The sequence below is a fragment of the Rhizobium sp. KDH_Rht_773_N genome (assembly GCF_052946295.1).
On the sequence record NZ_CM129525.1, the window covers coordinates 758050 to 778090 of the forward strand.

The 20041-nt window shown below is 63.6% G+C and carries 19 protein-coding genes; 8 read left to right on the plus strand and 11 right to left on the minus strand.

All coding sequences use genetic code 11. The features are described 5' to 3' along the window. Positions 1-99: 99 nt before the first annotated feature. Positions 100-1026 (plus strand): adenylate/guanylate cyclase domain-containing protein, encoded by a 927-nt coding sequence (locus ACU8HS_RS03960; RefSeq protein WP_113414475.1) that lies wholly within the window; start codon positions 100-102, stop codon positions 1024-1026. A gap of 39 nt (positions 1027-1065) precedes the next feature. Here the strand turns inward: ACU8HS_RS03960 and ACU8HS_RS03965 are convergent, their stop codons facing one another. After that, positions 1066-1884: a sugar phosphate isomerase/epimerase family protein gene (locus tag ACU8HS_RS03965; protein ID WP_112568522.1), complete on the minus strand. Its 819-nt coding sequence runs from the start codon at positions 1882-1884 to the stop codon at positions 1066-1068. Positions 1885-2157: 273 nt separating this feature from the next. Here ACU8HS_RS03965 and ACU8HS_RS03970 point away from each other — a divergent pair, with 273 nt between their 5' ends. From ACU8HS_RS03970 to zwf, 4 genes are all read left to right on the plus strand, one after another. Further along, positions 2158-2622 (plus strand): cupin domain-containing protein, encoded by a 465-nt coding sequence (locus ACU8HS_RS03970; RefSeq protein ID WP_112568764.1) that lies wholly within the window; start codon positions 2158-2160, stop codon positions 2620-2622. Between the two features lie 360 nt (positions 2623-2982). Then, on the plus strand, positions 2983-3753 hold the full coding sequence (tam, locus tag ACU8HS_RS03975) for a trans-aconitate 2-methyltransferase (RefSeq protein ID WP_447015443.1): 771 nt from the start codon (positions 2983-2985) through the stop codon (positions 3751-3753). 210 nt (positions 3754-3963) lie between these two features. Further along, positions 3964-4689 carry a hypothetical protein gene (locus tag ACU8HS_RS03980; protein ID WP_112568518.1) on the plus strand — a complete coding sequence of 242 codons (726 nt, stop codon included), beginning with the start codon at positions 3964-3966 and terminating at the stop codon, positions 4687-4689. Between the two features lie 152 nt (positions 4690-4841). Then, positions 4842-6350 carry a glucose-6-phosphate dehydrogenase gene (gene zwf / locus ACU8HS_RS03985; RefSeq protein WP_447015444.1) on the plus strand — a complete coding sequence of 503 codons (1509 nt, stop codon included), beginning with the start codon at positions 4842-4844 and terminating at the stop codon, positions 6348-6350. A 34-nt stretch (positions 6351-6384) separates the two neighbouring features. On the opposite strand, the gene ACU8HS_RS03990 is transcribed toward zwf, so the two are convergent. From ACU8HS_RS03990 to ACU8HS_RS04005, 4 genes are all read right to left on the minus strand, one after another. After that, on the minus strand, positions 6385-6675 hold the full coding sequence (locus ACU8HS_RS03990; protein ID WP_112568762.1) for a hypothetical protein: 291 nt from the start codon (positions 6673-6675) through the stop codon (positions 6385-6387). 161 nt (positions 6676-6836) lie between these two features. Next, positions 6837-9017 (minus strand): TonB-dependent receptor family protein, encoded by a 2181-nt coding sequence (locus ACU8HS_RS03995; protein WP_447015445.1) that lies wholly within the window; start codon positions 9015-9017, stop codon positions 6837-6839. Between the two features lie 350 nt (positions 9018-9367). Next, positions 9368-10246, minus strand: a complete 879-nt coding sequence (locus tag ACU8HS_RS04000) for a MurR/RpiR family transcriptional regulator (protein ID WP_447015446.1) — start codon at positions 10244-10246, stop codon at positions 9368-9370. 109 nt (positions 10247-10355) lie between these two features. Beyond that, positions 10356-10751 (minus strand): hypothetical protein, encoded by a 396-nt coding sequence (locus ACU8HS_RS04005; protein WP_112704206.1) that lies wholly within the window; start codon positions 10749-10751, stop codon positions 10356-10358. Positions 10752-10978: 227 nt separating this feature from the next. Between ACU8HS_RS04005 and ACU8HS_RS04010 the strand changes: the two genes are divergently transcribed. Then, the gene (locus ACU8HS_RS04010) at positions 10979-12541 is read left to right on the plus strand and encodes a helicase HerA-like C-terminal domain-containing protein (protein WP_112757969.1); all 1563 of its coding nucleotides are present in this window, start codon (positions 10979-10981) and stop codon (positions 12539-12541) included. Between the two features lie 111 nt (positions 12542-12652). Here the strand turns inward: ACU8HS_RS04010 and ACU8HS_RS04015 are convergent, their stop codons facing one another. Both ACU8HS_RS04015 and ACU8HS_RS04020 read right to left on the minus strand, forming a co-directional pair. Beyond that, a complete protein-coding gene (locus tag ACU8HS_RS04015) occupies positions 12653-12955 on the minus strand; it encodes an alkylphosphonate utilization protein (protein ID WP_112568508.1) in 303 nt (100 codons plus the stop codon). 110 nt (positions 12956-13065) lie between these two features. Further along, positions 13066-13569, minus strand: coding sequence for a GNAT family N-acetyltransferase (locus ACU8HS_RS04020; RefSeq protein WP_112757970.1), 504 nt, complete (start codon positions 13567-13569; stop codon positions 13066-13068). A 379-nt stretch (positions 13570-13948) separates the two neighbouring features. Between ACU8HS_RS04020 and ACU8HS_RS04025 the strand changes: the two genes are divergently transcribed. Further along, complete coding sequence (locus ACU8HS_RS04025) at positions 13949-15466, plus strand: ABC-F family ATP-binding cassette domain-containing protein (RefSeq protein WP_447015447.1); 1518 nt, start codon at positions 13949-13951, stop codon at positions 15464-15466. 206 nt (positions 15467-15672) lie between these two features. Here ACU8HS_RS04025 and ACU8HS_RS04030 read toward each other — a convergent pair whose 3' ends face one another. The 3 genes from ACU8HS_RS04030 to ACU8HS_RS04040 form a co-directional block, all read right to left on the minus strand. Continuing rightward, entirely contained in the window at positions 15673-16449 is a 777-nt protein-coding gene (locus ACU8HS_RS04030; protein WP_447015448.1) for a VOC family protein, read from the minus strand. Between the two features lie 112 nt (positions 16450-16561). Beyond that, positions 16562-17026, minus strand: a complete 465-nt coding sequence (locus ACU8HS_RS04035; RefSeq protein WP_112756639.1) for a DUF1579 domain-containing protein — start codon at positions 17024-17026, stop codon at positions 16562-16564. 86 nt (positions 17027-17112) lie between these two features. Continuing rightward, positions 17113-17841: a DUF899 domain-containing protein gene (locus ACU8HS_RS04040; protein WP_112568760.1), complete on the minus strand. Its 729-nt coding sequence runs from the start codon at positions 17839-17841 to the stop codon at positions 17113-17115. A gap of 104 nt (positions 17842-17945) precedes the next feature. Between ACU8HS_RS04040 and ACU8HS_RS04045 the strand changes: the two genes are divergently transcribed. Continuing rightward, a complete protein-coding gene (locus tag ACU8HS_RS04045) occupies positions 17946-18392 on the plus strand; it encodes a MarR family winged helix-turn-helix transcriptional regulator (protein WP_112704213.1) in 447 nt (148 codons plus the stop codon). Positions 18393-18493: 101 nt separating this feature from the next. On the opposite strand, the gene ACU8HS_RS04050 is transcribed toward ACU8HS_RS04045, so the two are convergent. Beyond that, entirely contained in the window at positions 18494-20038 is a 1545-nt protein-coding gene (locus ACU8HS_RS04050) for an acid phosphatase (protein WP_112704214.1), read from the minus strand. Positions 20039-20041 lie beyond the last annotated feature (3 nt).

The window sequence follows — 20041 nt, forward strand, 5'->3', positions numbered from 1 at the left end:
ATAGGTTGACGAAACCGGCTTGAAGCGTGCCGCGATCTTGCGGATTCGCTTGCCATGCCTTGAGTTTGTTTTCGCATGCCGGCGGCGACGGGGGATTTCATGAGCGAGACGCAACGCAAGCTGACGACGATCTTTGCAGCCGACGTGCAGGACTATACGCGCCTGATGGGCGCGGACGAGGAAGGCACGCTCGCCATGCTCAAGCATTATCGCGACGGCATGTCCCGTCTCATCGCCGCCCATGGCGGGCGGGTGGTCAATACCTGGGGCGACGGGTTGCTTGCCGATTTCCCGAGCGTGGTCGAGGCGGTGCGGGCGGCTATCGACGTGCAGAACGAGCTTGCCGGCAAGAATGCCGCGCGGCCCACGGACGGGCGCATGCTCTTTCGCATCGGCATCAATCTCGGCGACGTCATCGTCGAGGGCGAGGATATCTATGGCGACGGCGTCAATATCGCCGCCCGGCTGCAGGCCTCGGCGCCGGCCGGCGGGATCGTGATCTCGAACACGGTCTACGATCAGGTGCGCAACAAGGTGGCGGTCGCGTTCGACTTCCTGGGCGCCCTGGAGATGAAGAACGTCGCCGATGCCGTGCCGAGTTATGCCGTGCGCATCGGCAATATCGGCAGCATCGGGGCGGAGCCGCAGACGCCCGCAAGTGTCGCGCCGCAACGGGCCGCCGAGATGACCGCGGCGGCGCCACCGGCACCGGCACCGCCGCGCGGCCGCCTGCGCAAGCTTGGCAGCATCCTCGCCGTCATCGGCGCCATGCTCGTCGTCATCAACATCGCCACCTGGGAAGGCGAGTTCTGGGCGGTATGGCCGCTGCTTGCCTTTGCCTTCGTGGCGGCGATGGCATGGGCGCGGATGCAGGACCGGTTCGACCGGCGCGTCACCCCCCTTGCCGTGATCGGGGCCGGCATCGTCGCCATCAACATGCTGACATGGCACGGGACGTTCTGGGCGATATGGCCGCTTCTGGGGCTGTGCGTCGCCGCGGGCATCCGCTGGGCGATGCGCGATTGAAGCGCGGCGGCGAGAGCGATATCCCGCCGCCGGCCGCGTTTACTGGGCGAGGCCGAGCGAGGCCAGGTATTCGGCCGAAGCGATGATCTTCGACTTGTCCTTGATCTCGATGATCAGGCGCGGATTGCTTTCCAGCCTGGCAAGGGCTGCGAAAACGGCGCGCCAGTTGACGGTGCCCTGGCCGAGCGGCCAGTGGCGGTCGGCATAACCGTCGGCATCCTGCAGGTGGACATGGCCGAGGCGGTTGCCGGCGGCGTGGACGTAATAATCGACCGGCGGAGCGCCGGTGGAGCCGTGGGCGTAATGCGCATGGCCGGTATCGATGGAAACGGCAACAGCCGGCGAATTGAAGCTTTCGGCAAGCGCCACGCGGATATGCGGGTCCTTGTCCTCGATGTTCTCGATGACGATCGTGCAGCCGATTTCCTCGGCGCGCCTGACCGCATCGCGCATCGTCTGATGGCAATATTCGACGATATTCTCGCGTTCGCCGGGATTGTTGTCGAGGTTGTTATAGCCCCAGGTCGTATAGGGGCTGTGAACGACCATGTGCGTGCCGCCGATCGCGGCGCAGACGTCGAGGCCCTGCAGCATGCGGCGGGAAACGACGGAGCGGATATCCGGGTCCTGCGAGGCGATGATGAAGCCCCAGAACGGACCATGGATGCCGACGCGGCCCTTGAAGCCGTCGAGCAGCTTGCGGGCGCGCTCGGCACGCGGCGTCCAGTCGCCGTTCAGAACGTCGGCGTTGATGAAGCTCTGCAATTCGAGATCGCGGGACTTTTCGAAAAGCCAGTCACGATGGGTTTCGAGTTCGTCGAGCGTCATGGCGGCGCCGACGACGGGAAGAGAAGACATGGGGTTGCTCCGCTGGTGATATGGCCGGATTGGCGGGGAAGGATCGGCGCGTTCTATGCACCTCTTCTGTGTCGGCGATATTACAGAAATGACGGTCGCCGGCCGACCGCCCTTGCGAAGCGGAGACGCCGTACCGATATGATCGCGGTCGGCCCGAGGGCTTCGAAGCGTGCAAAAGCCGCCTGTTTTCCGCCCCTCCCCGATTTTGCGGCGGTTGCCAAAGCGGCCGCGAAGGTCTATCGGACCGCCCCGCAAGAACAAGAAAGAGACATCATGTCCAACTCATTTGTGAAAACGGATGCCCGGACGGAGGCAAAAAGTTTCTTCGTGCTGGGTGACAAGGTCGAGCGACGGGCTCGCCTGACAGGCAACTGGCTCAACATTTTCGACGTGACGGTCGCGCCCGGCGGCAAGACGCCGCGCCACGCCCATGCAAGCCCGGAAGTCTTCCGCATCATCGAGGGCACGCTGACGATCTGGCGGCTCACCGATACCGGGCCGGAAGAGATCGAAGCCAGCGCCGGCGACATCGTCACCATCGCGCCCTTCATGGTGCACGGCTACGCCAATAACGGAAGCGTGCCTGCGGTCTTTTCAGCGGTCGTCGACCGCGACATGGCGGAATTCATCGAGACCGAAGGCGTCAGCGAACAGCCGCAGGGCAGCCCTTCGCCGGAAACGGCGGCGCGCATGCGCGCGGCGGCAAACGCCCACGGGATTACGATCCTGGCGGCGTGAGCGGGTCGGCCCTTGCGGCCGATCCCCCTCTTCTGAAAACTGTCATATAACGGATCTACAAGGATTTTCCTCCGGCGCGCCTTGCGCCGGCCCCGTTTCATCGACAGAATTGCGGCATGCCCAGCAGCGACCCGTCCACTAGCAGTTTCGCCCCTTTCAACAGGGGGATTCCTGAGAGGAATGGCGGCGAGAGCTATGGGCGGCGCGGTTTCTTCCGCCGCTCCTCAGCGTTCCAGGGGCTGCACGACAGGCGGCCGGTTTCCCGCTCACGACCGCCAAAAGCTTCCGGCGCCTCCGGAGGCCCGCGGCTGTTGCGCAGGCAATTGCCGGCACATTTCCCGCAACATCAGGAGAAAGACGATGGCATGGTCAGCCAGCCAATATGTGAAATTCGAGGATGAGCGCACGCGCCCGGCGCGCGACCTGCTCGCACAGGTGCCGCTGACGGCGCTGCGCCATGCGGTCGATCTCGGCTGCGGGCCGGGCAATTCGACCGAGCTCATCATCGACCGCTACGGCGTGGCCAACGTATCGGGCCTCGACAGCGACCTGAACATGCTGGAGGCAGCCCGCAAGCGCCTGCCGGGCACGGCTTTCGTGGAGGCAGACCTGTCCACCTGGCAGCCGTCCGAACCGGCGGACCTGCTCTTTGCCAATGCCGTCTTCCAGTGGCTGCCCAACCATCTCGATATTTTCGACCGGCTGATGGACGGGCTGGCGCCGGGCGGCGTGCTTGCCGTGCAGATGCCCGACAATCTCGGCGAGCCGAGCCATCTGGCGATGGAGGAGACGGCCCATGCGGGAGCCTGGAAGGCTGCGTTCGAGGCCAGGAGCGTGCGGCGCAACGTGCTGCCGCCGCCATCGACCTATTACAGCCGGCTGATTGCCAAATCCGCGCGGGTCGATATCTGGCACACGATCTACAATCACCCGATGGACGATGCGGCCGCGATCGTCGAATGGGTCAAGGGAACGGGCCTGCGCCCCTATCTCGACCATGCCGGCGAGGACCATCGCGAGGCGTTTCTCGCCGACTACCTGGAGCGCATCGACAGGGCCTATCCGAAGGCCGCCGACGGGAAAGTGCTGCTGAAGTTCCCGCGCCTGTTCATGGTGGCCGTGAAGGCCTGACCTGAAACCATCCCGATTTCCCGGACACCGGCGGCGATCGCTGCCGGTGCCGCTTTGTCGGCAATCGGCAAGCCACACGCAAAGTTTGAAGTGTAGCGGTTCGCCCTGGGGTTTCTCAATCCAGACGTGCGCCCGCGACATTCATGGCTTCCGTCGCTATTCATCAAACGCCCTTGCGCATCGCGCAGGGCCTGACAAAGAGATTTCGAGATGGTTACTTCCGTTTCCGACATGCGGCTTGCGTCAGCGCAGATCGCGCTGCAGGTGATCAAGGGCGGCTCCTCGCAGAGCAGTTCCGGCAGCAGCGCCGCCAGCGAACACGATTATTCCAGCCTTCCTTCGCAGTCCCGCTCGGCGCTGTCGGTCATGCTCGACAGGATCGATGCCGGCAAGGCCGGATCGACGGACGCTGACGGCAACACCGTTGCCAGCACCGATATCACCACCGCCTCCTTCATGGCGCTGCTCCGCCAGAACATGACGGCCGCGGCCGAGGCCAAGGGCGAAGGCAGCCAGGAAGCCGCCATGCTGGCCGCTTTCGAGAAGGGCCAGCTGACCGTGACCGATCCGACCGAGGGCGTTTCGATCAAGGCCTGGGACGTCACCGATCCCAAGGAAGCCGATATCGAGCAGAAGAAGGGCACCGCGATCGAGACCGACGACTGGAACGATTTCCTGCGCGACCATCTGCAGCGCGATTCGCACGGGCGCCTCGTCAGAAGCGAGAACGGCAGCTTCATCGAAAAGGGCACCGGCAACGAAGTCTATTTCGGGCAGGTGGGCACGCAGAACTATTACATCACCTGGCCGGTGAAGAGCGAGACGAAGCCCGCCGCACAGGCCGGCGGCGAGACGGGCACGACGACGACCGCGAATACGTCCGCCACCCAGCAACCGGCGGCCGACAGCAATACGGACGAGACGAAGAGCAGCTAGGCTGCCCTGGCAAGACAGGTTCCGCTCCGCAATATTGCGCCGCCACCGCGGCGCTCTGTCAAATGCTTGTTATCATTGGGCTGCAGGTTCCCTTGCGGTAAAGCGGAAGCGCTTTATATTCGGCCGGGACAATCCAGCAGGAGATGGCACGCATGGACGCTCACCCCACCCCGCCCGTCACTCTCGTCATCTTCGGCGCCACCGGCGACCTGACACGGCGACTGCTGGTTCCGGCCATCATCAACCTCACCCGCAGCCGTCTGGTCGGCGCGGATCTGAACATTCTCGGCGTCGGCATCGAGCCCGGCGACGACGAATTTCTGCGCCAGCGGCTGGATGCGTTCCTCTCCCATCTCGAGGGCGAGGAGGCGAGCAGCAAGGACGAGGCCTGGGAGAGCCTGCGCTCGCGCATCTCCTACCTGCAGGGCGATTTCACCAAGGACGACATTTTCCTCGAAATCGGCAAGCGGCTCGGCACGACCTGCAACGCGGCCTTCTATCTTGCGGTGCCGCCGAGTTTCTTCGGGCCGATCGTGGAGAAGCTTGCCGGCCTCGGGCTGATGGACGAAAGCGGCGGCTGTTTCCGCCGCGTGGCGATCGAAAAGCCCTTCGGCACCGATCTCGCTTCGGCGCGCGCGCTCAATGCGCGCATTCTTGCCTGCGTGGAGGAAAGCCAAGTCTACCGGCTCGACCATTTCCTCGGCAAGGAAACGGTGCAGAACCTGATGACGGCGCGTTTCGCCAACATGATGATCGAATCCCTGTGGAACAACCGCTATATCGACCATGTGCAGATCACCGCCTCGGAGATCGTCGATGTCGGCACGCGCGGCAAGTTCTACGACGCGACCGGCGCGCTGCGCGACATGATCCCCAACCATCTCTTCCAGCTTCTGGCGATGATCGCCATGGAGCCGCCGAACAGTTTCGACGCCGAGGCGATCCGCAACGAGAAGAGCAAGGTGCTGAAGGCGCTGCGCATCTATACGCCGGAGGAAGCCAGAGCGAACGGGGTGCGCGGGGCCTATACCGCCGGCCCGCTGAACGGCGTCGATCTGCCCGCCTATCGCGAGACGAAGGACGTTTCGCCCGCCAGCAAGACCGAGACCTATGTGGCCCTGAAGCTCTATGCCGACACTTGGCGCTGGGCCGGCGTTCCCTTCTATCTGCGCACCGGCAAGGCGATGACGGCGCGCGACACCGAGATCGTCATCACTTTCCAGCCCGTTCCCTTCGCGCAGTTCCGCGAGACGGAAGTCAACCGCCGCCTGCCGCCGAACAGGCTCGTCATCCAGGTGCAGCCCGACGAGGGCATGAGCATGGAGATTTCCATCAAGTCGCCGGGGCAATCGGTCGATACCGTGCCGGTCTCACTGGATTTCCGTTATGCCGACAAGTTCGACATCGGCAAGACGACCGGTTACGAATCCCTGCTCTACGACCTCTTCATCGGCGACCAGACGCTGTTCCAGCGCGCCGACGGCATCGAGGCCGGCTGGGCGGCGGTGCAGCCCTTCCTGGACGAATGGGCGAAGGACGACCGCATTCCCGACCCTTACGCCCCCGGCAGCATGGGACCGGCCTGCGCCGACGCGCTGATCCAGCGCGACGGCCGCGAATGGCATGAACTGGGCGTGATCCTGCACAGGAACGGCAAATAGCGTTGCTATCCTGCGGCTTTAGCCGCTGTTCCCGTCAGCGGCAGGCGGCGGCCAGCGTGCCGTCACGCTCGGCCGTGCGATAGGCGCGGGTGCCGGGCCGCGGGCATGCCGTCCGGTCGGACGGAATGACGACGGTCACATTGTCGCTTTCAACGGGTTCGAGCGGAATGGAGATACCGCCGCCGCTTGCATTGGCATCCGGCACGGTGCCGGGCGGCATGCCGCCGAAGCGGCCGGAATAATCCATGTCACCGAGGGTCTGGGACAAGACCGGGGCGGCAAAGCCGAGGAGAATGATCGAGGCTGCTGCAATGACCTTACGCATGACCATATTCCTTCCTATCCGGCCGATATGAAACGAGATCTGGCTATGCATCGTCCCAGCCGATCCGGCCGTCGGTGAAAAAAACCGGCATGGATTAATCTAGGAAGGCCGATGCGGATTTCCATCCGGCGACCGGCGCCGCCGGATGGATTCATTCGCCGTCAGAAGGCGACCGAGGCGTTGACGAAGAAGGTGCGCGGCTGGCCCGCGAACTTGCCGCCGTTATTGTCCGTCGAGCGGGTGAAATAGTCCTTGTCGAACAGGTTCTTCACGCCGAAGGCGAATTGCGGGGCATTCTTGTTGTCTTCCGGCTGGTAGGCGACGCGCAGGTTGACGGTGCCGTAGCCCGGAATGTCGCCGAGGCGGCCCGTCGCATCCTCCTCCGTCACGTAGGTCGCGCCGGCATCGGCCGAGCCCGGCGAATGCTGCTTCGACTGGGCCTGCAGGTCGGCATTGAAGATCCAGTCGTTGTAGCGGTAACGCGCGCCGAGCGAGGCGACCTGCCGCGAATAGAAGGGCAGATCGCGGCCTTCGAAGGCGCCCGCCTGATAGGTCGCTTCCGTATAGGTGTAGCTCGCGGACAGCGACAGGCCGTCCAGCGCCGGCACGACATCGCCGATGTCGTAATTGACGGCGGATTCGATGCCGCGGTGGCGGGTGGCGCCGAGATCGGTCCAGATGCCCTCGCCGACGATGGTGCGGCCGAGATAGAGTTCCTTGTCGAAATCGATGTTGAAGGCGGTCAGTTCGGCGCTCCAGCTGTCGCCTTCGTAATGCAGGCCGATTTCGTAGGTCGTCGCCTTTTCGGGGTGCAGGCCCTCGGTGGTGGAAGCGAGCTGGCTATATTGCTGCGGGCCGAAGGAAACGCCGACATTGGCGAAAACGGTCAGGTCGTTGGTGAGCCGGTAGGAGGCCGACAGCGTCGGCAGGGCCTCCTTGGCCTCGATCGACGGATAGAGCGCGCTGGTGACGCCGCCGCTGGCGTTGAGATTGACCACGTCATTATGCGTGCTGATCATCTCGTAGCGGATGCCTGGCGTGATCGTCCAGTCGCCGATCTCGATCTTGTCGTCGATGTAGAAGGCGTGCGCGATCGTGCCTCCGTCGCTCGTCTGGTAGGTCGGCGAGGCAAGCGTGGTCGGATTAACGCCCGACGCCCTGTCGTAGAAGGACGTGCGGGAGGCGACTTCCGAGCTTTCTTCCCAGAGGTAACGATAGCCGACCGTCACTTCCTGGGTGATGCCGCCGAGTTCGAAGAGCCTGGAATAACGTGGCTCGATGCCGAAATAGCTGTAGCTGCGCGGCGCCGACGTCAGGCGATAGCGGCCGGCATTGGCGCCCGTGCCCTGCTGCTCGACATGGCTGCCGCGGAAGGAATCGACGTAATAGGTCAGCACTTCGAAATTGTTGTCGCCGTCGTCATGCTGGTAACGCAGCGAGATGTCGTTGCGGCGGCCGCTGAAATCGTCGTAGCGGCGGGTGGATTGATAGGGATCGGCGTCATATTCGGCGCTCGTCAGGCCGCCCGGCATCCTGCCCTTGCCCTCGTAATGGTGGAACTGGATGCCGAGCTTGTCGGTATCGGAAAATTCGTAAGCGCCCTTGGCGATGATATCGTCGATATCGGTGCGGTCGTTGGCGTCGCGATAGCCCTCGCCGTGGATGCCGGAATAGAGGATGGCGGCGCCGAGCCCGTCGTCGTTGGTGCCGCCGATCAGGAAATTCGGCGTCGCTTTCACATGGCCGTTATTGCCGGCGACTTCCGCGCCCGAGGCGAAACGGGCGGTGAAATCCTCGGGGATCGGACGGGTGGCGAAATTGATGATGCCGCCGACATTCTGCGGCCCGTAGCGCACCGAACCGGCGCCGCGCACCACGTCGATCGTCTCGACATTTCCAAGCGTCAGCGGGAAGAGCGACAGCTGCGGCTGGCCATAGGGCGCATAGGCCAGCGGGATGCCGTCCATCAGCACGGTGGAGCGCGGCGACAGGCGCGAGGTCAGGCCGCGCACGCCGAGATTCAGCGACACGTCGCTGCCGCCGGTGCCGTTGGCCTCCTGCACCTGGACACCGGGGATCTGGTTCAGCGCATCGCGGATATCCTGCGCGCCCCTTTCCTCGAACTGCTCGCGATCGAGGATCGTGCGGGCGCCGGCATGTTTCAGCACCTTCTCTTCGTTCGGCTCTTCCAGCCAGTTGCCGGTGATCTTGATCGTTTCGAGTTCGGTGACGGGGCCGCTGGCGGCCTCCTGGGCGAGAGCCGACGTGGCGGATGCCAGAAGCGTGGCAGCGAGAGCGAAATGTTTTCCTTGGAATCTGGGGAGGAATCTGGGCGCGAACATGGAGGGTTTTCCGTAGGCGTTGGAGAAATTCGAACAACAGCCGGCCATGCCGGAAACGTCGAGGCATTCCGGGTGTAACGGACTGTTTTTGTTGAAGGATTATCGGATGATGTCAGCCGCTCTGCCGGTGTCGGCGTCTGGGCACGGTCTTATGGGAAAAGGAACGGTCTTCAGCCGTCCTGCAGCGAAGAAACAGGCGCGTCATGCAATAACCCCGACAGTCGACGCCGCTGCGGCACGGCGCCATGTCGTGGTGACTACAATATTGTAGTCTGCATTTCAATAAACATAACTCAATTTCTCATGTTTATTTTCGCGGGCGCGGAACGGCAAAGGCGTCGCCGTTGCGGTCAGTCGTTGCCGAGCGCCTGATCGCGCAGCTCGGCGAGGCGCTTCTTGGCGTCCGTCGCCTGCTGCTGGTTGCGGACCGCCACGCCATAGGCAAGAAGATCGGCCATGACGATGGCGCCGATGCTCCAGCTTGCGAGCTTGGAGGGCGAGCCGATGCAGGTCAAAACGGCCGAGACCTTGTCCGCATAACGGGCGCGCAGCTGCACGCCGCAGACCAGGACGACCTTGCAGCCGATGTCCCTGACCTGCCGGACGACGAGCTTGAACTCGGCTGTCTCGCGCACGGCATGGAACATGACGATGACGTCGGCGGGGCGCAGGTCGATCAGCTCGTTGGCAAGCGTGAAGCCCGATGCCCCGGTACAGCGGGTGCGCACGCCGGCACGGCTGAGCGCAATCGCGCAATGGCGGGCCTCGACCTCGGCCGTGCCGAGGCCGATGCACCAGACCGTATCGGCGCCTTCGACAAGCGAGATGGCGGTGGCAAGCATGGCGCCGTCCACCTGTTCCTCGGTGGAGGTCAAGACTTCGCGGGCGGTCGCAAACATCTGGCCGGCGACCTTTTCCAGATCGTCGCCGGTCGCCCGGAAACGCTGCTCCAGCCGCTCGCTGGTGGAAATGGTGCGCGCCATGACGCGGCCCGACACGCGTTTCAGCTCCGGCAGGCCGGAAAAGCCGAGGCGCTTGGCGGTGCGGATGACGGTCGCGTCGCTGGTGCCGGTCTCGGCGGCAATCTCCTCGGCGCTGCGGAAAATCAGGACATCGATCGGCATCCTGACCAGATGTTCAGCCACGGCCAGTTCCGACCGGCTGAGTTTGGTCCGGTGCTCTTCGAAATGCTCTCTCAGCACTGACGAGGATCGATCGCTTGCGTTCATCCGCCCTTCCCGATTTGATGTCCAGAAGGCCGAATAACCGACTTTGCGTCCCGGCGGAACAAAAAAGGCCCGCCATATGATGCCAGGCCTCACGAAGAGATGGGCCGTCTCAGACGAACTGGCTGAGGCCAGGAACGGAGGCGACGACCTGATCGACAACCTCTTCGCCGGCATGTTCCTTGGCAATCGCGATGGTTTCCCTGGCGAGCGAGGTGATTTCGCCCATGCCGAGACCTTCGCTCATCAGCTGCTGGCCGAGGCCCATGATGCCGCCGCCGCCGAGCGCGCTCATCAGGCCGCCGAGCAGGCCGCCGCCGGCGCCGGAGCCTTCGCCATTGAACTGGGCGACGAGTTCGGTCGCGCCGGGGATCTTCTCGATCATTACGGCGACCGGGCCGTCGGCCGCTTCGCGCTGCAGGAAGCCGAGCATCATGCCGAGCGCCTTTTCGGCAAGCTCAGGTTCAATGCCCACCCGATTGGCGATTTCAGTCACAATCTCATTCATCGTCTGCCTCCTGTTTTGACGTTAACGTCAACGTAATCGAATCGCGGCGGCAACTCAAGCGACCGTCTGTGCGCTGTCGGCTTCCGCTTTTCCTTTTAACGCAGACAGTTGTCCGTCTCCCGTCGCCTGCTTATAACAGAGAAACGATATTTGCATGAATGTGCGAAAAGAGGATGATCGCATATTCCGGCACTGAGCGGCGGCATCGACCGAGGAGACATTCTTACATGCTCGAGGACGGCAAGATTTTCATCGGCGCAAGCCGCAATCCAGACGACAGCATCAACAAGGGCGAATATCTCGACCTCAGGTTCGGCAACCGCCACGGGCTCGTGACCGGTGCCACCGGCACCGGCAAGACGGTGACGCTGCAGGTGCTGGCCGAAGGCTTTGCGAGGGCCGGCGTGCCGGTTTTCGCCGCCGACATTAAGGGCGACCTTTCGGGCATCGCCGCCAAGGGCGAGCCGAAGGATTTCCTGACCAAGCGCGCCGAGCAGATCGGCTTTACCGATTACGAATTCGACCAGTTTCCGGTCATCTTCTGGGATCTCTTCGGTGAGAAGGGGCACCGGGTGCGCACGACCGTCGCCGAGATGGGGCCGCTGCTGCTCGCCCGGCTGATGGATGCCTCCGAGCCGCAGGAAGGCGTCATCAACATCGCCTTCAAGATCGCCGACAAGGCCGGCCTGCCGCTGCTCGACCTCAAGGATTTCACCGCGCTGCTCAACTATATGGGCGAGAACGCCACCGAGCTTTCCAGCCAGTTCGGGCTGATCTCCAAGGCGTCCGTCGGCTCCATCCAGCGAGCGCTGCTGGTGCTGGAACAGCAGGGCGCGGAACATTTCTTCGGCGAACCGGCGCTCAAGATTTCCGATATCATGCGCACGTCGAACAACGGCTACGGGCAGATTTCCGTGCTTGCCGCCGACAAGCTGATGATGAACCCGCGCCTTTACGCCACCTTCCTGCTGTGGCTGCTCTCCGAGCTGTTCGAGGAACTGCCCGAAGTCGGCGATCCCGACAAGCCGAAGCTCGTCTTCTTCTTCGACGAGGCGCACCTGCTCTTCAACGATGCGCCGAAGGTGCTGATCGAACGCGTTGAGCAGGTCGTGCGCCTCATCCGCTCCAAGGGCGTCGGCGTCTATTTCGTCACGCAGAACCCGCTCGACGTGCCCGAAACGGTGCTTGCCCAGCTCGGCAACCGGCTTCAGCACGCCCTGCGCGCCTATTCGCCGCGCGAGCAGAAGGCGGTCAAGACGGCGGCCGATACGTTCCGCCCCAACCCGGCCTTCGACTGTGCCACCGTCATCACCAATCTCGGCACCGGCGAGGCGCTCGTCTCGACGCTGGAGGCCAAGGGCGCGCCGTCGATCGTCGAACGCACGCTGATCCGCCCGCCATCCGCGCGCGTCGGGCCGGTGAGCGATGCCGAGCGCCAGCTGGTCATGGACCACAGCCCCGTTCTCGGCGTCTATGACGAGGATATCGATCGCGAATCCGCCTTCGAGCTGCTTGCCGCGCGCGCCAGGAAGGCCGCCGATTCCGAAGCCGCCCGGCGGGCGCAGGAAGAAGCTCCGGCGCCGCAGGAAGGCAGCACCACATCCGGATGGACGCTGCCCGGCTTCGGCGGCAGCGACGACGAACCCGCCGCCCGCGGCCAGTCGCGCGGCCGCTCCGGCTACCAGCGCGAAACGGTGATGGAAGCGGCAATGAAGAGCGTGGCGCGCACGGTGGCGACACAGGTCGGCCGGGCGCTGGTGCGCGGCATCCTCGGAAGCCTCAAGCGGTAAGGCTCAGGCGGCAAGGCTCTGGCGCGGCACGGTCTTTCGGATCGCCTGCCGCGTTTCCATGTCCGACGCCTGTCGCGCAAGACCATACCGGCCCGGCGCGACAGGATTCGATCAGCGCTTGCGCACGAATTCCGTGCGCAGGACGAGACCCTTGATCGTATCGTGACGGCAGTCGATCTCTTCCGGATTGTCCGTCAGGCGGATGGAGCGGATGACCGTGCCCTGCTTCAGCGTCTGGTTGGCGCCCTTGACCTTCAGGTCCTTGATCAGCGTGACGGAATCGCCGTCCTTCAGCACATTACCCGAGGCGTCGCGAACCTCTGACGCGGCCTGTGCGGCTGCCGCCATCTCCGAGGCCGGGCGCCATTCGCCTGTCGCCTCGTCATAAACGTAATCGTCGTCATCGCCTGCCATAACATCATCCCCCGTTCGAGAGTTTCCACAATCTGTCGAGGCCGCTTACAACGATCGCCCGATGTTGCGCAACCATGATGGCAAACAGGCGCCACGCGATTGCGCCGGGATCAAAGCGGCCGCGACATGAAGACTTCGGTATGGCTGATTTCCGCCGGCACGCTGCGGAAGGGCGGGCAATGGGTAAAGCCGAAGGCCTCATAGAGGCAGACAGCGCTTTTCAGATAGGAAGCGGTGTTGACGAGCATGGTGGGGCGCCCGCTCTTCCTCGCTTCGCCGAATACCCTCTGCATCAGCAGATTGCCGATGCCCCGGCCGCGAAAGGCGGGATCGACGTAAAGCTTGTGGATCTCCATCGCGTCGGTCCGGAAAGGGGCGAGCGCGATGCAGCCCGCGGGCGCGCCCTGCCACCGGGCAAGGAACATCACGGCTTCGCCGGCACCGTATTTGCGGGCAAGGCTTTCATGGTTCTCGCCGTGGAAAAGCGCCATGACGATCTCGGCGGGCACGCCATGGTCCCGCCCGAGTTCCACGTCCAGGGCGCCGAGCGCCTCGCAGAAGCCGGCGGCGATGACGAAATCCTGTCTGCTGGCGGCCCTCGAAACGGAAATCATCCCTCGCCTCATCCCGAATGATGAAGGAATTTCATACCATCAGAGCGTGTTTTTCACCATCCGGAACCCTTGTGTGCGAGGGCAGGCAATGGTATTTCCATGCCCGCAACCGAGAAAGAAAGGAGGGCTGCGCGTGAATACCTATTTCCAGCATCATCGCCAGCGTGGCCCCGTCAACGCCCTGCAGATGCGTTTGCAGGGCTGACCAGAGACCGTTTCTCGCAAATCTCTTCCTGGTCCGCCCCTCGTGGCATTGCTGCGTCTTAACGCCCCCGTTCAAGCCGCATGCATTTCTCAATCCGCCAAGCAGAACGCGCTTTTCCGTCGATGGCTGAGGCCCCGGACAGGTGCGATCGCTTGGCAAGACCAGGATCCGATCATGACCCTCATCAATATCCGCAATCTCGGCATCGTGCTTTCCGCCCCGCTGTTTTCCAGGCTCAATCTCGTCGTCAATGCCGGCGACAGGATCGGCCTCGTGGCGGCCAACGGGCGCGGAAAATCCACCCTGCTCAACCTCATGACGGGCAGGCTGGAGCCGACCGAGGGCGAGATCACCAGGGCGCGCGGGCTCACCCTCGGCCATGTGGAGCAGAACGTGCCGCCCGATCTTCTCGACGCCACGTTCCGCGAGGCCGTTTTGCGCGCGCTTCCGGCCGAGCAGGCCGAGAGCGAAAGCTGGCGCGCCGATGTCGTGCTGGAATCGCTCGACGTGCCAGAGGAATTGCGCGAGCGGGCGCTCCGCCAGCTCAGCGGCGGCTGGCAGCGGCTGGCGCTGATCGCCCGCACCTGGGTGAACGAACCCGACGTGCTGCTGCTCGACGAGCCGACCAACCATCTCGACCTCGAAAAGATCGCGCGGCTGGAAAGCTGGCTGAACGCCCTGCCGCGCGACACGCCCGTCATCATTTCCAGCCATGACCGCGCCTTCCTGGATGCCACGACCAACCGGACGCTCTTCCTGCGGCCGGAGCAATCGCCGGTCTTTTCCCTGCCCTACAGCCGGGCGCGGGCCGCGCTCGACGAGGCGGACGCTTCCGACGCCAGGCGCTACGAGAAGGACATGAAGACGGTCGAGCAGCTGCGCAAACAGGCGGCGAAGCTCAACAATATCGGCATCAATTCCGGCAGCGACCTTTTGGTGGTCAAGACCAAGCAACTGAAGCAGCGCGCCGAGAAACTGGAGGAAGCGGCAAGACCCGCGCATCTGGAGCGTTCGGCCGGCGCCATCCGCCTCGCCAATCGCGGCACGCATGCCAAGGTGCTGGTGACGCTCGAGGATGCCGAGGTCAAGACGCCTGACGGCAGCCTGCTTTTGCGCACCGGAAGACAGTTCATCTGCCAGGGCGACCGCATCGTGCTGCTCGGCCTCAACGGTGCGGGCAAGTCACGGCTTGTCGCCATGCTGAAAGCGGCGATCGCCGAGCCGGAAACGGCAAGGGCCGGCATCAAGGCCACGCCCTCGCTGGTGCTCGGCTATGGCGACCAGCTGCTGGCCGATCTCAGCGATGCCGACACGCCGCTGCAGACGATCATCCGCCGCTTCGATGTCGGCGACCAGCGGGCGCGGGCGCTGCTGGCCGGCGCCGGCATGACGATCGAGATGCAGGGCAAGCCGGTGAAGCTGCTGTCCGGCGGGCAGAAGGCGCGGCTCGGCATGCTGGTGCTCCGGCTGACGCAGCCGAATTTCTACCTGCTCGACGAGCCGACCAACCACCTCGATATCGAAGGGCAGGAAGCGCTGGAAAGCGAGCTGATGGCGCATGAGGCGAGCTGCCTGCTCGTCTCGCACGACCGCAGCTTCGTGCGCGCCGTCGGCAACCGCTTCTGGCTGATCGAGCGGAAGAAGCTCATCGAGGTGGAGAGCCCGGAAGGGTTCTTTGCAAGCATGGGATAGCGAGAAAAGGGTCGCAAACCGGACCGTTTGCGACCCTATCGCCGGCGCCAGGGCATTTTCGGCGGAAACCGAGCGCCTTCAATGCTCTAGCTTATTGTTTTCTCTGCAATTCCGGACGCAAAACCGGTTCCCACTTTTGCTGGAATTGCTCTCTTTCCAGCGCAATTCCGCACGCAAAACCGGTTCCCACTTTTGCTGGAATTGCTTTAACGTTTGCCCGCCGACAGGCAGAAGAACGCCCCTTGCGGGTCCACCGCCTGGCAGATCCAGGCGCCGGGCACTTCCATCGGGCCGTTGACGACCTTGCCGCCGCCGGCGTTGATGCGCTCGATCGCGGCGTCGAGCGCCGGCACGGTGAAATAATAGGTCCAGAAACACATGTCGACCTCGGGCGGGCGGGTCATCATGCCGCCGGTCTGTTTTCCGTGCTCGGCGAAGATGTGGTAGATACCCATCGGACCCATGTCGAAATCCTGGTCCTTCGTCCAGCCGAAGAGCTTGGCATAGAAGGCGAAGGCCTTTGCCCCGTCATTGGCGTAGAGCTCGTGCCAGCCGATATGGCCGGGTGTGTCGGAAGGCAGTTCCGGCGGCGCGTTTTCCATCGGCAGCGGCGTCATGATGCAAAGCACCGCGCCGTCGGGATCGGCCACGACCGCAAAGCGGCCGATGGTCGGAATGTCGGCCGGCGGGCGGCGGATCGTGCCGCCGTTTGCCGCGAAGTCGCGCGCCGACTGATCGACGTCATCGACATCGACATAGCCGGTCCAGTTCGGCGGAATGCCCTGCCCTTCCAGTTCCGCGGGGAAATGCATCATGCCGGCGACGCCGACGCCATTCGCCTCGAAGATGATATATTCCGGCTGGTCGTCCACTTTCATCGGCTTCGTCGTCCAGCCGACGACGGAGCCGTAGAATTTCGCCGCCGCATCCGGGTCCGGCGTCATCAACTCGCACCATATGAACTTGCCATGCGTATCGGACATCGTGTTCTCCTCGGTCCACGCTTGAGTTCTGTCTCTCTGCCTTGCGCGATTCCGGGCGCTGAAGCGCTACAGGCTTCGGCCGGAACCGCCTGTCGAATATGCCCCGGCGATGTCAGCCCTTGCGGGCATATCTGGCTTCCATGAAGGGCTTCCAGCTGCCGTCCGGCTGCCGGGCGCTCGATGTGAAGGTTCTGGTGGCATCGTCGATGAAAGCGATCTGCTCGCGATAATCGGCAAGGCCATCGCCTTCGAAGGCCGGTCCCCTGGTGTAGAGCGACAGGACGTTGCCCGACGGCTCGACCTCGCCCTCATAGGTCCACATGTAGTCCATCATGGAGCCGATCCAGCTGCCGACATATTTGCCCTTGCCGGGGTCGTAGCCCAGGGTCAGGATCGTCGTCGCCTGTTTGCCGTCGGCCATTTCACCGGTGCCTTCGGCGACGAACCAGATGCCCTGCAGGGAGCGCACGGTCTCCTCCCAGGGCTTCTGGCCGGTCATGTCCGAAGCGGTGACAGTCCATCGACCGACCATTCTCTCCAGGAAAGCATGCTCCTTCAGCACTTGTGCAGTCTTCATCGTCCTCTCCTCCGGATGATGGTGGCTGGCTGGATGCTTCACGCATTTACGGACGCAAAACCGCGCAACCTCTTGCCGGGACCGCGTCAGTGGCAGCAGGATGAGGCCTGGGGGCTTTCCTCATATTCGTCGTGGCGCTTCACGAAATCCATGATCGAATCTTCGTTGCGGCCCTTGGGCGCGTGATCCAGGATCATCATCGTTCCCAGCGTTTCCTCCGCACCTCGGGCATAGCTCGAATAGGTATGAAACACCTCGCCCTTGTCATTTTTATAAAAGGCGGACAGTCCGGGCAGTTCGTCATTGGCCTCGGTGGGCGCTATCTCGGAGAAATTATAAAAGACCTTGTCCTTGGCAAGATCCTCCGGTGTGAAAGATACGTGATAGTCGAAGTTGAAGTCGTTGCCGAAGGACGAGACCCAGGGGAATTTCCAGCCCATGCGCTGCTTGTAGGCCTCGATCCTGGCCAGCGGCGCGCGGGCAATGGCGACCAGGGTGACATCGTGGTGGTTGAGATGGGGCAAGGTGCCGTCGAAATGATCGGCCTGGAAGGAGCAGCCCACACAGCCGGCCTCCCATTCGGGGCCGAACATGAAGTGATAGACCATGAGCTGGCTGCGGCCGTCGAAGAGGTCGGCGAGCGATTTCGGCCCTTCCGGCGTGTCGAAGATATATTCCTTGTCCACTTTCACCCAGGGCAAGGCCATGCGTTCGGCATTCAGCCTGTCCCTGAGACGGGTTGCCTCCTTCTCCTTCTGGAGCAGGGCGCGGCGGGCTTCGAGCCATTCCTCGCGGGAAACGACGGGATTCTGCATTACTTTGTTCAGCATGGTCTGCGCCCTCCTCCGGCGCGGCCGGATTCTCCGGCGGACAGTCTCCTCTTCTTGACTAAATACATTGATATCAATAGAAATAGATCATGTCAAACCTGATCGCGATTCCTTTTTCGACAACGCTTCTGGTGCGGGATACGTGCCTGTGCCTGCATGTGCAGCGCGCCGCCCGCGCGCTCGCAAGGCTGTTCGACGATGCGCTGCGGCCTGTCGGGCTGACCAACGGCCAGTTTTCCCTGCTCATGTCCCTGAACCGGCCGGAACCGCCGCCGATGGGGCCGGTCGCAAACCTGCTTGCCATGGACCAGACGACGCTGACGGCGGCGCTGAAACCGCTGCAGCGGCGGGGCCTCGTCGATGTCGTGCCGAACCCGAAAGACCGGCGCGGCCGCCTGCTGCGCCTGACGGATGAGGGACGGGCCGTGCTGCAGAAGGCGCTGCCGATCTGGGAAAACACGCATGCGGCGCTGGAGACGACATTGCCCGAGGGCAACGGCGACCGCTTGAGGCGGGATCTGCAATACCTGGCGTGAGCCTGCCCCGCCGGCAAATGCGCGCGCTCACGGATAAGGCATCCGCAAGGCACAATGTCTTCTCCCCGACATCCGGGGAGAAGACAGGATAGACGCGACGATCAGCGCGTCAGGTCGAGGGCGGCCGTCAGGTTGCCCATCGGCGGCTCGTTGTTGAGCGCCAGCGCCCTGTCGCGGGCAAGCAGGCCCGGCAGGACCGGCAGGTCGTAGCGGGCGGTGATCAGGCGCAGGATCGAGGTCGTGTCGTATTGGGTGTGATCGACCGTGCCGGCCTTGGCATAGGGCGAGATGATGAAGGCGGGAATCCGGTTGCCCGGTCCCCAGCGGTCGGCCTTCGGCGGTGCGACGTGATCCCAGAAGCCGCCGTTTTCGTCATAGGTGACGATGACGAGCATGTGGCCCCATTGCGGGCTCTTTTCGAGATGCGCAACGAGATCGGCAAGGTGCTGGTCGCCACTCGACACGTCGGCATAACCGCCATGTTCGTTGAGGTTGCCCTGCGGCTTGTAGAAGGAAACGGCCGGCAGCTTGCCGTCGTCGATATCCTTGATGAAGGCCTCGCCGCCGAGGCCGCCGTCCTTCAGGTGCTCGGCGCGGGCGGGTGTGCCGGGCGCGAAATTGGCGAAATAGTTGAAGGGCTGGTGATGGAACTGGAAGTTCGGCACCGGCGTGGCGTTCTTGCCGTCGAGGGCCGCCTGCCATGCGCCGCCATACCAGGCCCAGCTGATGCCCTTCAGCGACAGGAGGTCGCCGATGGTGACGGCGTGCTGCGGCGGCAGCGTCGTCGGCTGCGACGGGTCGGCATAGGCGGCGTCACCGTCCTTGGCCGGCGCGTTGGCGCTCGGCTGGTAGGGCGGCTGCATGGTGTTGACGGCGTAGAAGTCAGGCGTGAGATTGCCGTCGGAAACGAATTTCGGCGCGCCTTCGAGGGCCGATTTCGGGCCGTTCTCGGCAGGGGTCAGCGAGATGCCGTCGGCATCGACCTTGGCGATGGTAGGCTTGGCCGGGCTCTTGTCGGCATCGGCATAATAGGGCGCGCAGGCGCAGACCAGCGCGAAGTGGTTGAGGAAGGAGCCGCCGAAGGCGCCCTGGAAGAAATTGTCGGCGAGGACGTATTTCCTGGCGACCTGCCACATGGGCAGGATCGAGCCGTCATAGTGGCCCATGACGAGGCTGCCGGAATCGGCCCAGGCGACGAACTTGTCGTTCCTGCCGCCGTCGATCTGCATCTGCTCCTGATAGAAGCGGTGCCAGAGGTCGCGGGTGATCACGCTCGGCGCCTGCGCAAACCCCTTGGGATCGTCGATCGAGAAGGCGGCATTGGCAAGGTGGGCGGACTGCGCCTCGGTGACGGCGGGCGTGACACCCTTGGCGGTCAGGCCGCCCCAGGCCGGCGGCAGTTCGGCAAGCGGCGTGCCGTCGCGATCGAGCTGGCGGGTCTGGCTTTCGCTTGCATTGGCAAGGCCGTTGGCGCCGGGAAAGCTGCCATAGAGGTTATCGAAACTGCGGTTTTCGGCGTAGATGACGACGATATTCTGGATCTTGTCGATACCGGCGGGTGCGGCATGGGCCGCCGTGGCAAGCGCCAGCGGCAGCATGGCCGAGCCGGCCAGCGAAAGATTGCGGAGGAGATTCAGTCTGGTCATGGC

What these genes read in the sequence shown, in the direction of transcription:
- ACU8HS_RS03960 (WP_113414475.1), top strand. Translation starts at nt 100, where the DNA reads ATGAGCGAGACGCAACGCAAGCTGACGACGATCTTTGCAGCCGACGTG.
- ACU8HS_RS03965 (WP_112568522.1), bottom strand. Translation starts at nt 1,884, where the DNA reads ATGTCTTCTCTTCCCGTCGTCGGCGCCGCCATGACGCTCGACGAACTC.
- ACU8HS_RS03970 (WP_112568764.1), top strand. Translation starts at nt 2,158, where the DNA reads ATGTCCAACTCATTTGTGAAAACGGATGCCCGGACGGAGGCAAAAAGT.
- tam (WP_447015443.1), top strand. Translation starts at nt 2,983, where the DNA reads ATGGCATGGTCAGCCAGCCAATATGTGAAATTCGAGGATGAGCGCACG.
- ACU8HS_RS03980 (WP_112568518.1), top strand. Translation starts at nt 3,964, where the DNA reads ATGGTTACTTCCGTTTCCGACATGCGGCTTGCGTCAGCGCAGATCGCG.
- zwf (WP_447015444.1), top strand. Translation starts at nt 4,842, where the DNA reads ATGGACGCTCACCCCACCCCGCCCGTCACTCTCGTCATCTTCGGCGCC.
- ACU8HS_RS03990 (WP_112568762.1), bottom strand. Translation starts at nt 6,675, where the DNA reads ATGCGTAAGGTCATTGCAGCAGCCTCGATCATTCTCCTCGGCTTTGCC.
- ACU8HS_RS03995 (WP_447015445.1), bottom strand. Translation starts at nt 9,017, where the DNA reads ATGTTCGCGCCCAGATTCCTCCCCAGATTCCAAGGAAAACATTTCGCT.
- ACU8HS_RS04000 (WP_447015446.1), bottom strand. Translation starts at nt 10,246, where the DNA reads ATGAACGCAAGCGATCGATCCTCGTCAGTGCTGAGAGAGCATTTCGAA.
- ACU8HS_RS04005 (WP_112704206.1), bottom strand. Translation starts at nt 10,751, where the DNA reads ATGAATGAGATTGTGACTGAAATCGCCAATCGGGTGGGCATTGAACCT.
- ACU8HS_RS04010 (WP_112757969.1), top strand. Translation starts at nt 10,979, where the DNA reads ATGCTCGAGGACGGCAAGATTTTCATCGGCGCAAGCCGCAATCCAGAC.
- ACU8HS_RS04015 (WP_112568508.1), bottom strand. Translation starts at nt 12,955, where the DNA reads ATGGCAGGCGATGACGACGATTACGTTTATGACGAGGCGACAGGCGAA.
- ACU8HS_RS04020 (WP_112757970.1), bottom strand. Translation starts at nt 13,569, where the DNA reads ATGATTTCCGTTTCGAGGGCCGCCAGCAGACAGGATTTCGTCATCGCC.
- ACU8HS_RS04025 (WP_447015447.1), top strand. Translation starts at nt 13,949, where the DNA reads ATGACCCTCATCAATATCCGCAATCTCGGCATCGTGCTTTCCGCCCCG.
- ACU8HS_RS04030 (WP_447015448.1), bottom strand. Translation starts at nt 16,449, where the DNA reads ATGTCCGATACGCATGGCAAGTTCATATGGTGCGAGTTGATGACGCCG.
- ACU8HS_RS04035 (WP_112756639.1), bottom strand. Translation starts at nt 17,026, where the DNA reads ATGAAGACTGCACAAGTGCTGAAGGAGCATGCTTTCCTGGAGAGAATG.
- ACU8HS_RS04040 (WP_112568760.1), bottom strand. Translation starts at nt 17,841, where the DNA reads ATGCAGAATCCCGTCGTTTCCCGCGAGGAATGGCTCGAAGCCCGCCGC.
- ACU8HS_RS04045 (WP_112704213.1), top strand. Translation starts at nt 17,946, where the DNA reads ATGTCAAACCTGATCGCGATTCCTTTTTCGACAACGCTTCTGGTGCGG.
- ACU8HS_RS04050 (WP_112704214.1), bottom strand. Translation starts at nt 20,038, where the DNA reads ATGACCAGACTGAATCTCCTCCGCAATCTTTCGCTGGCCGGCTCGGCC.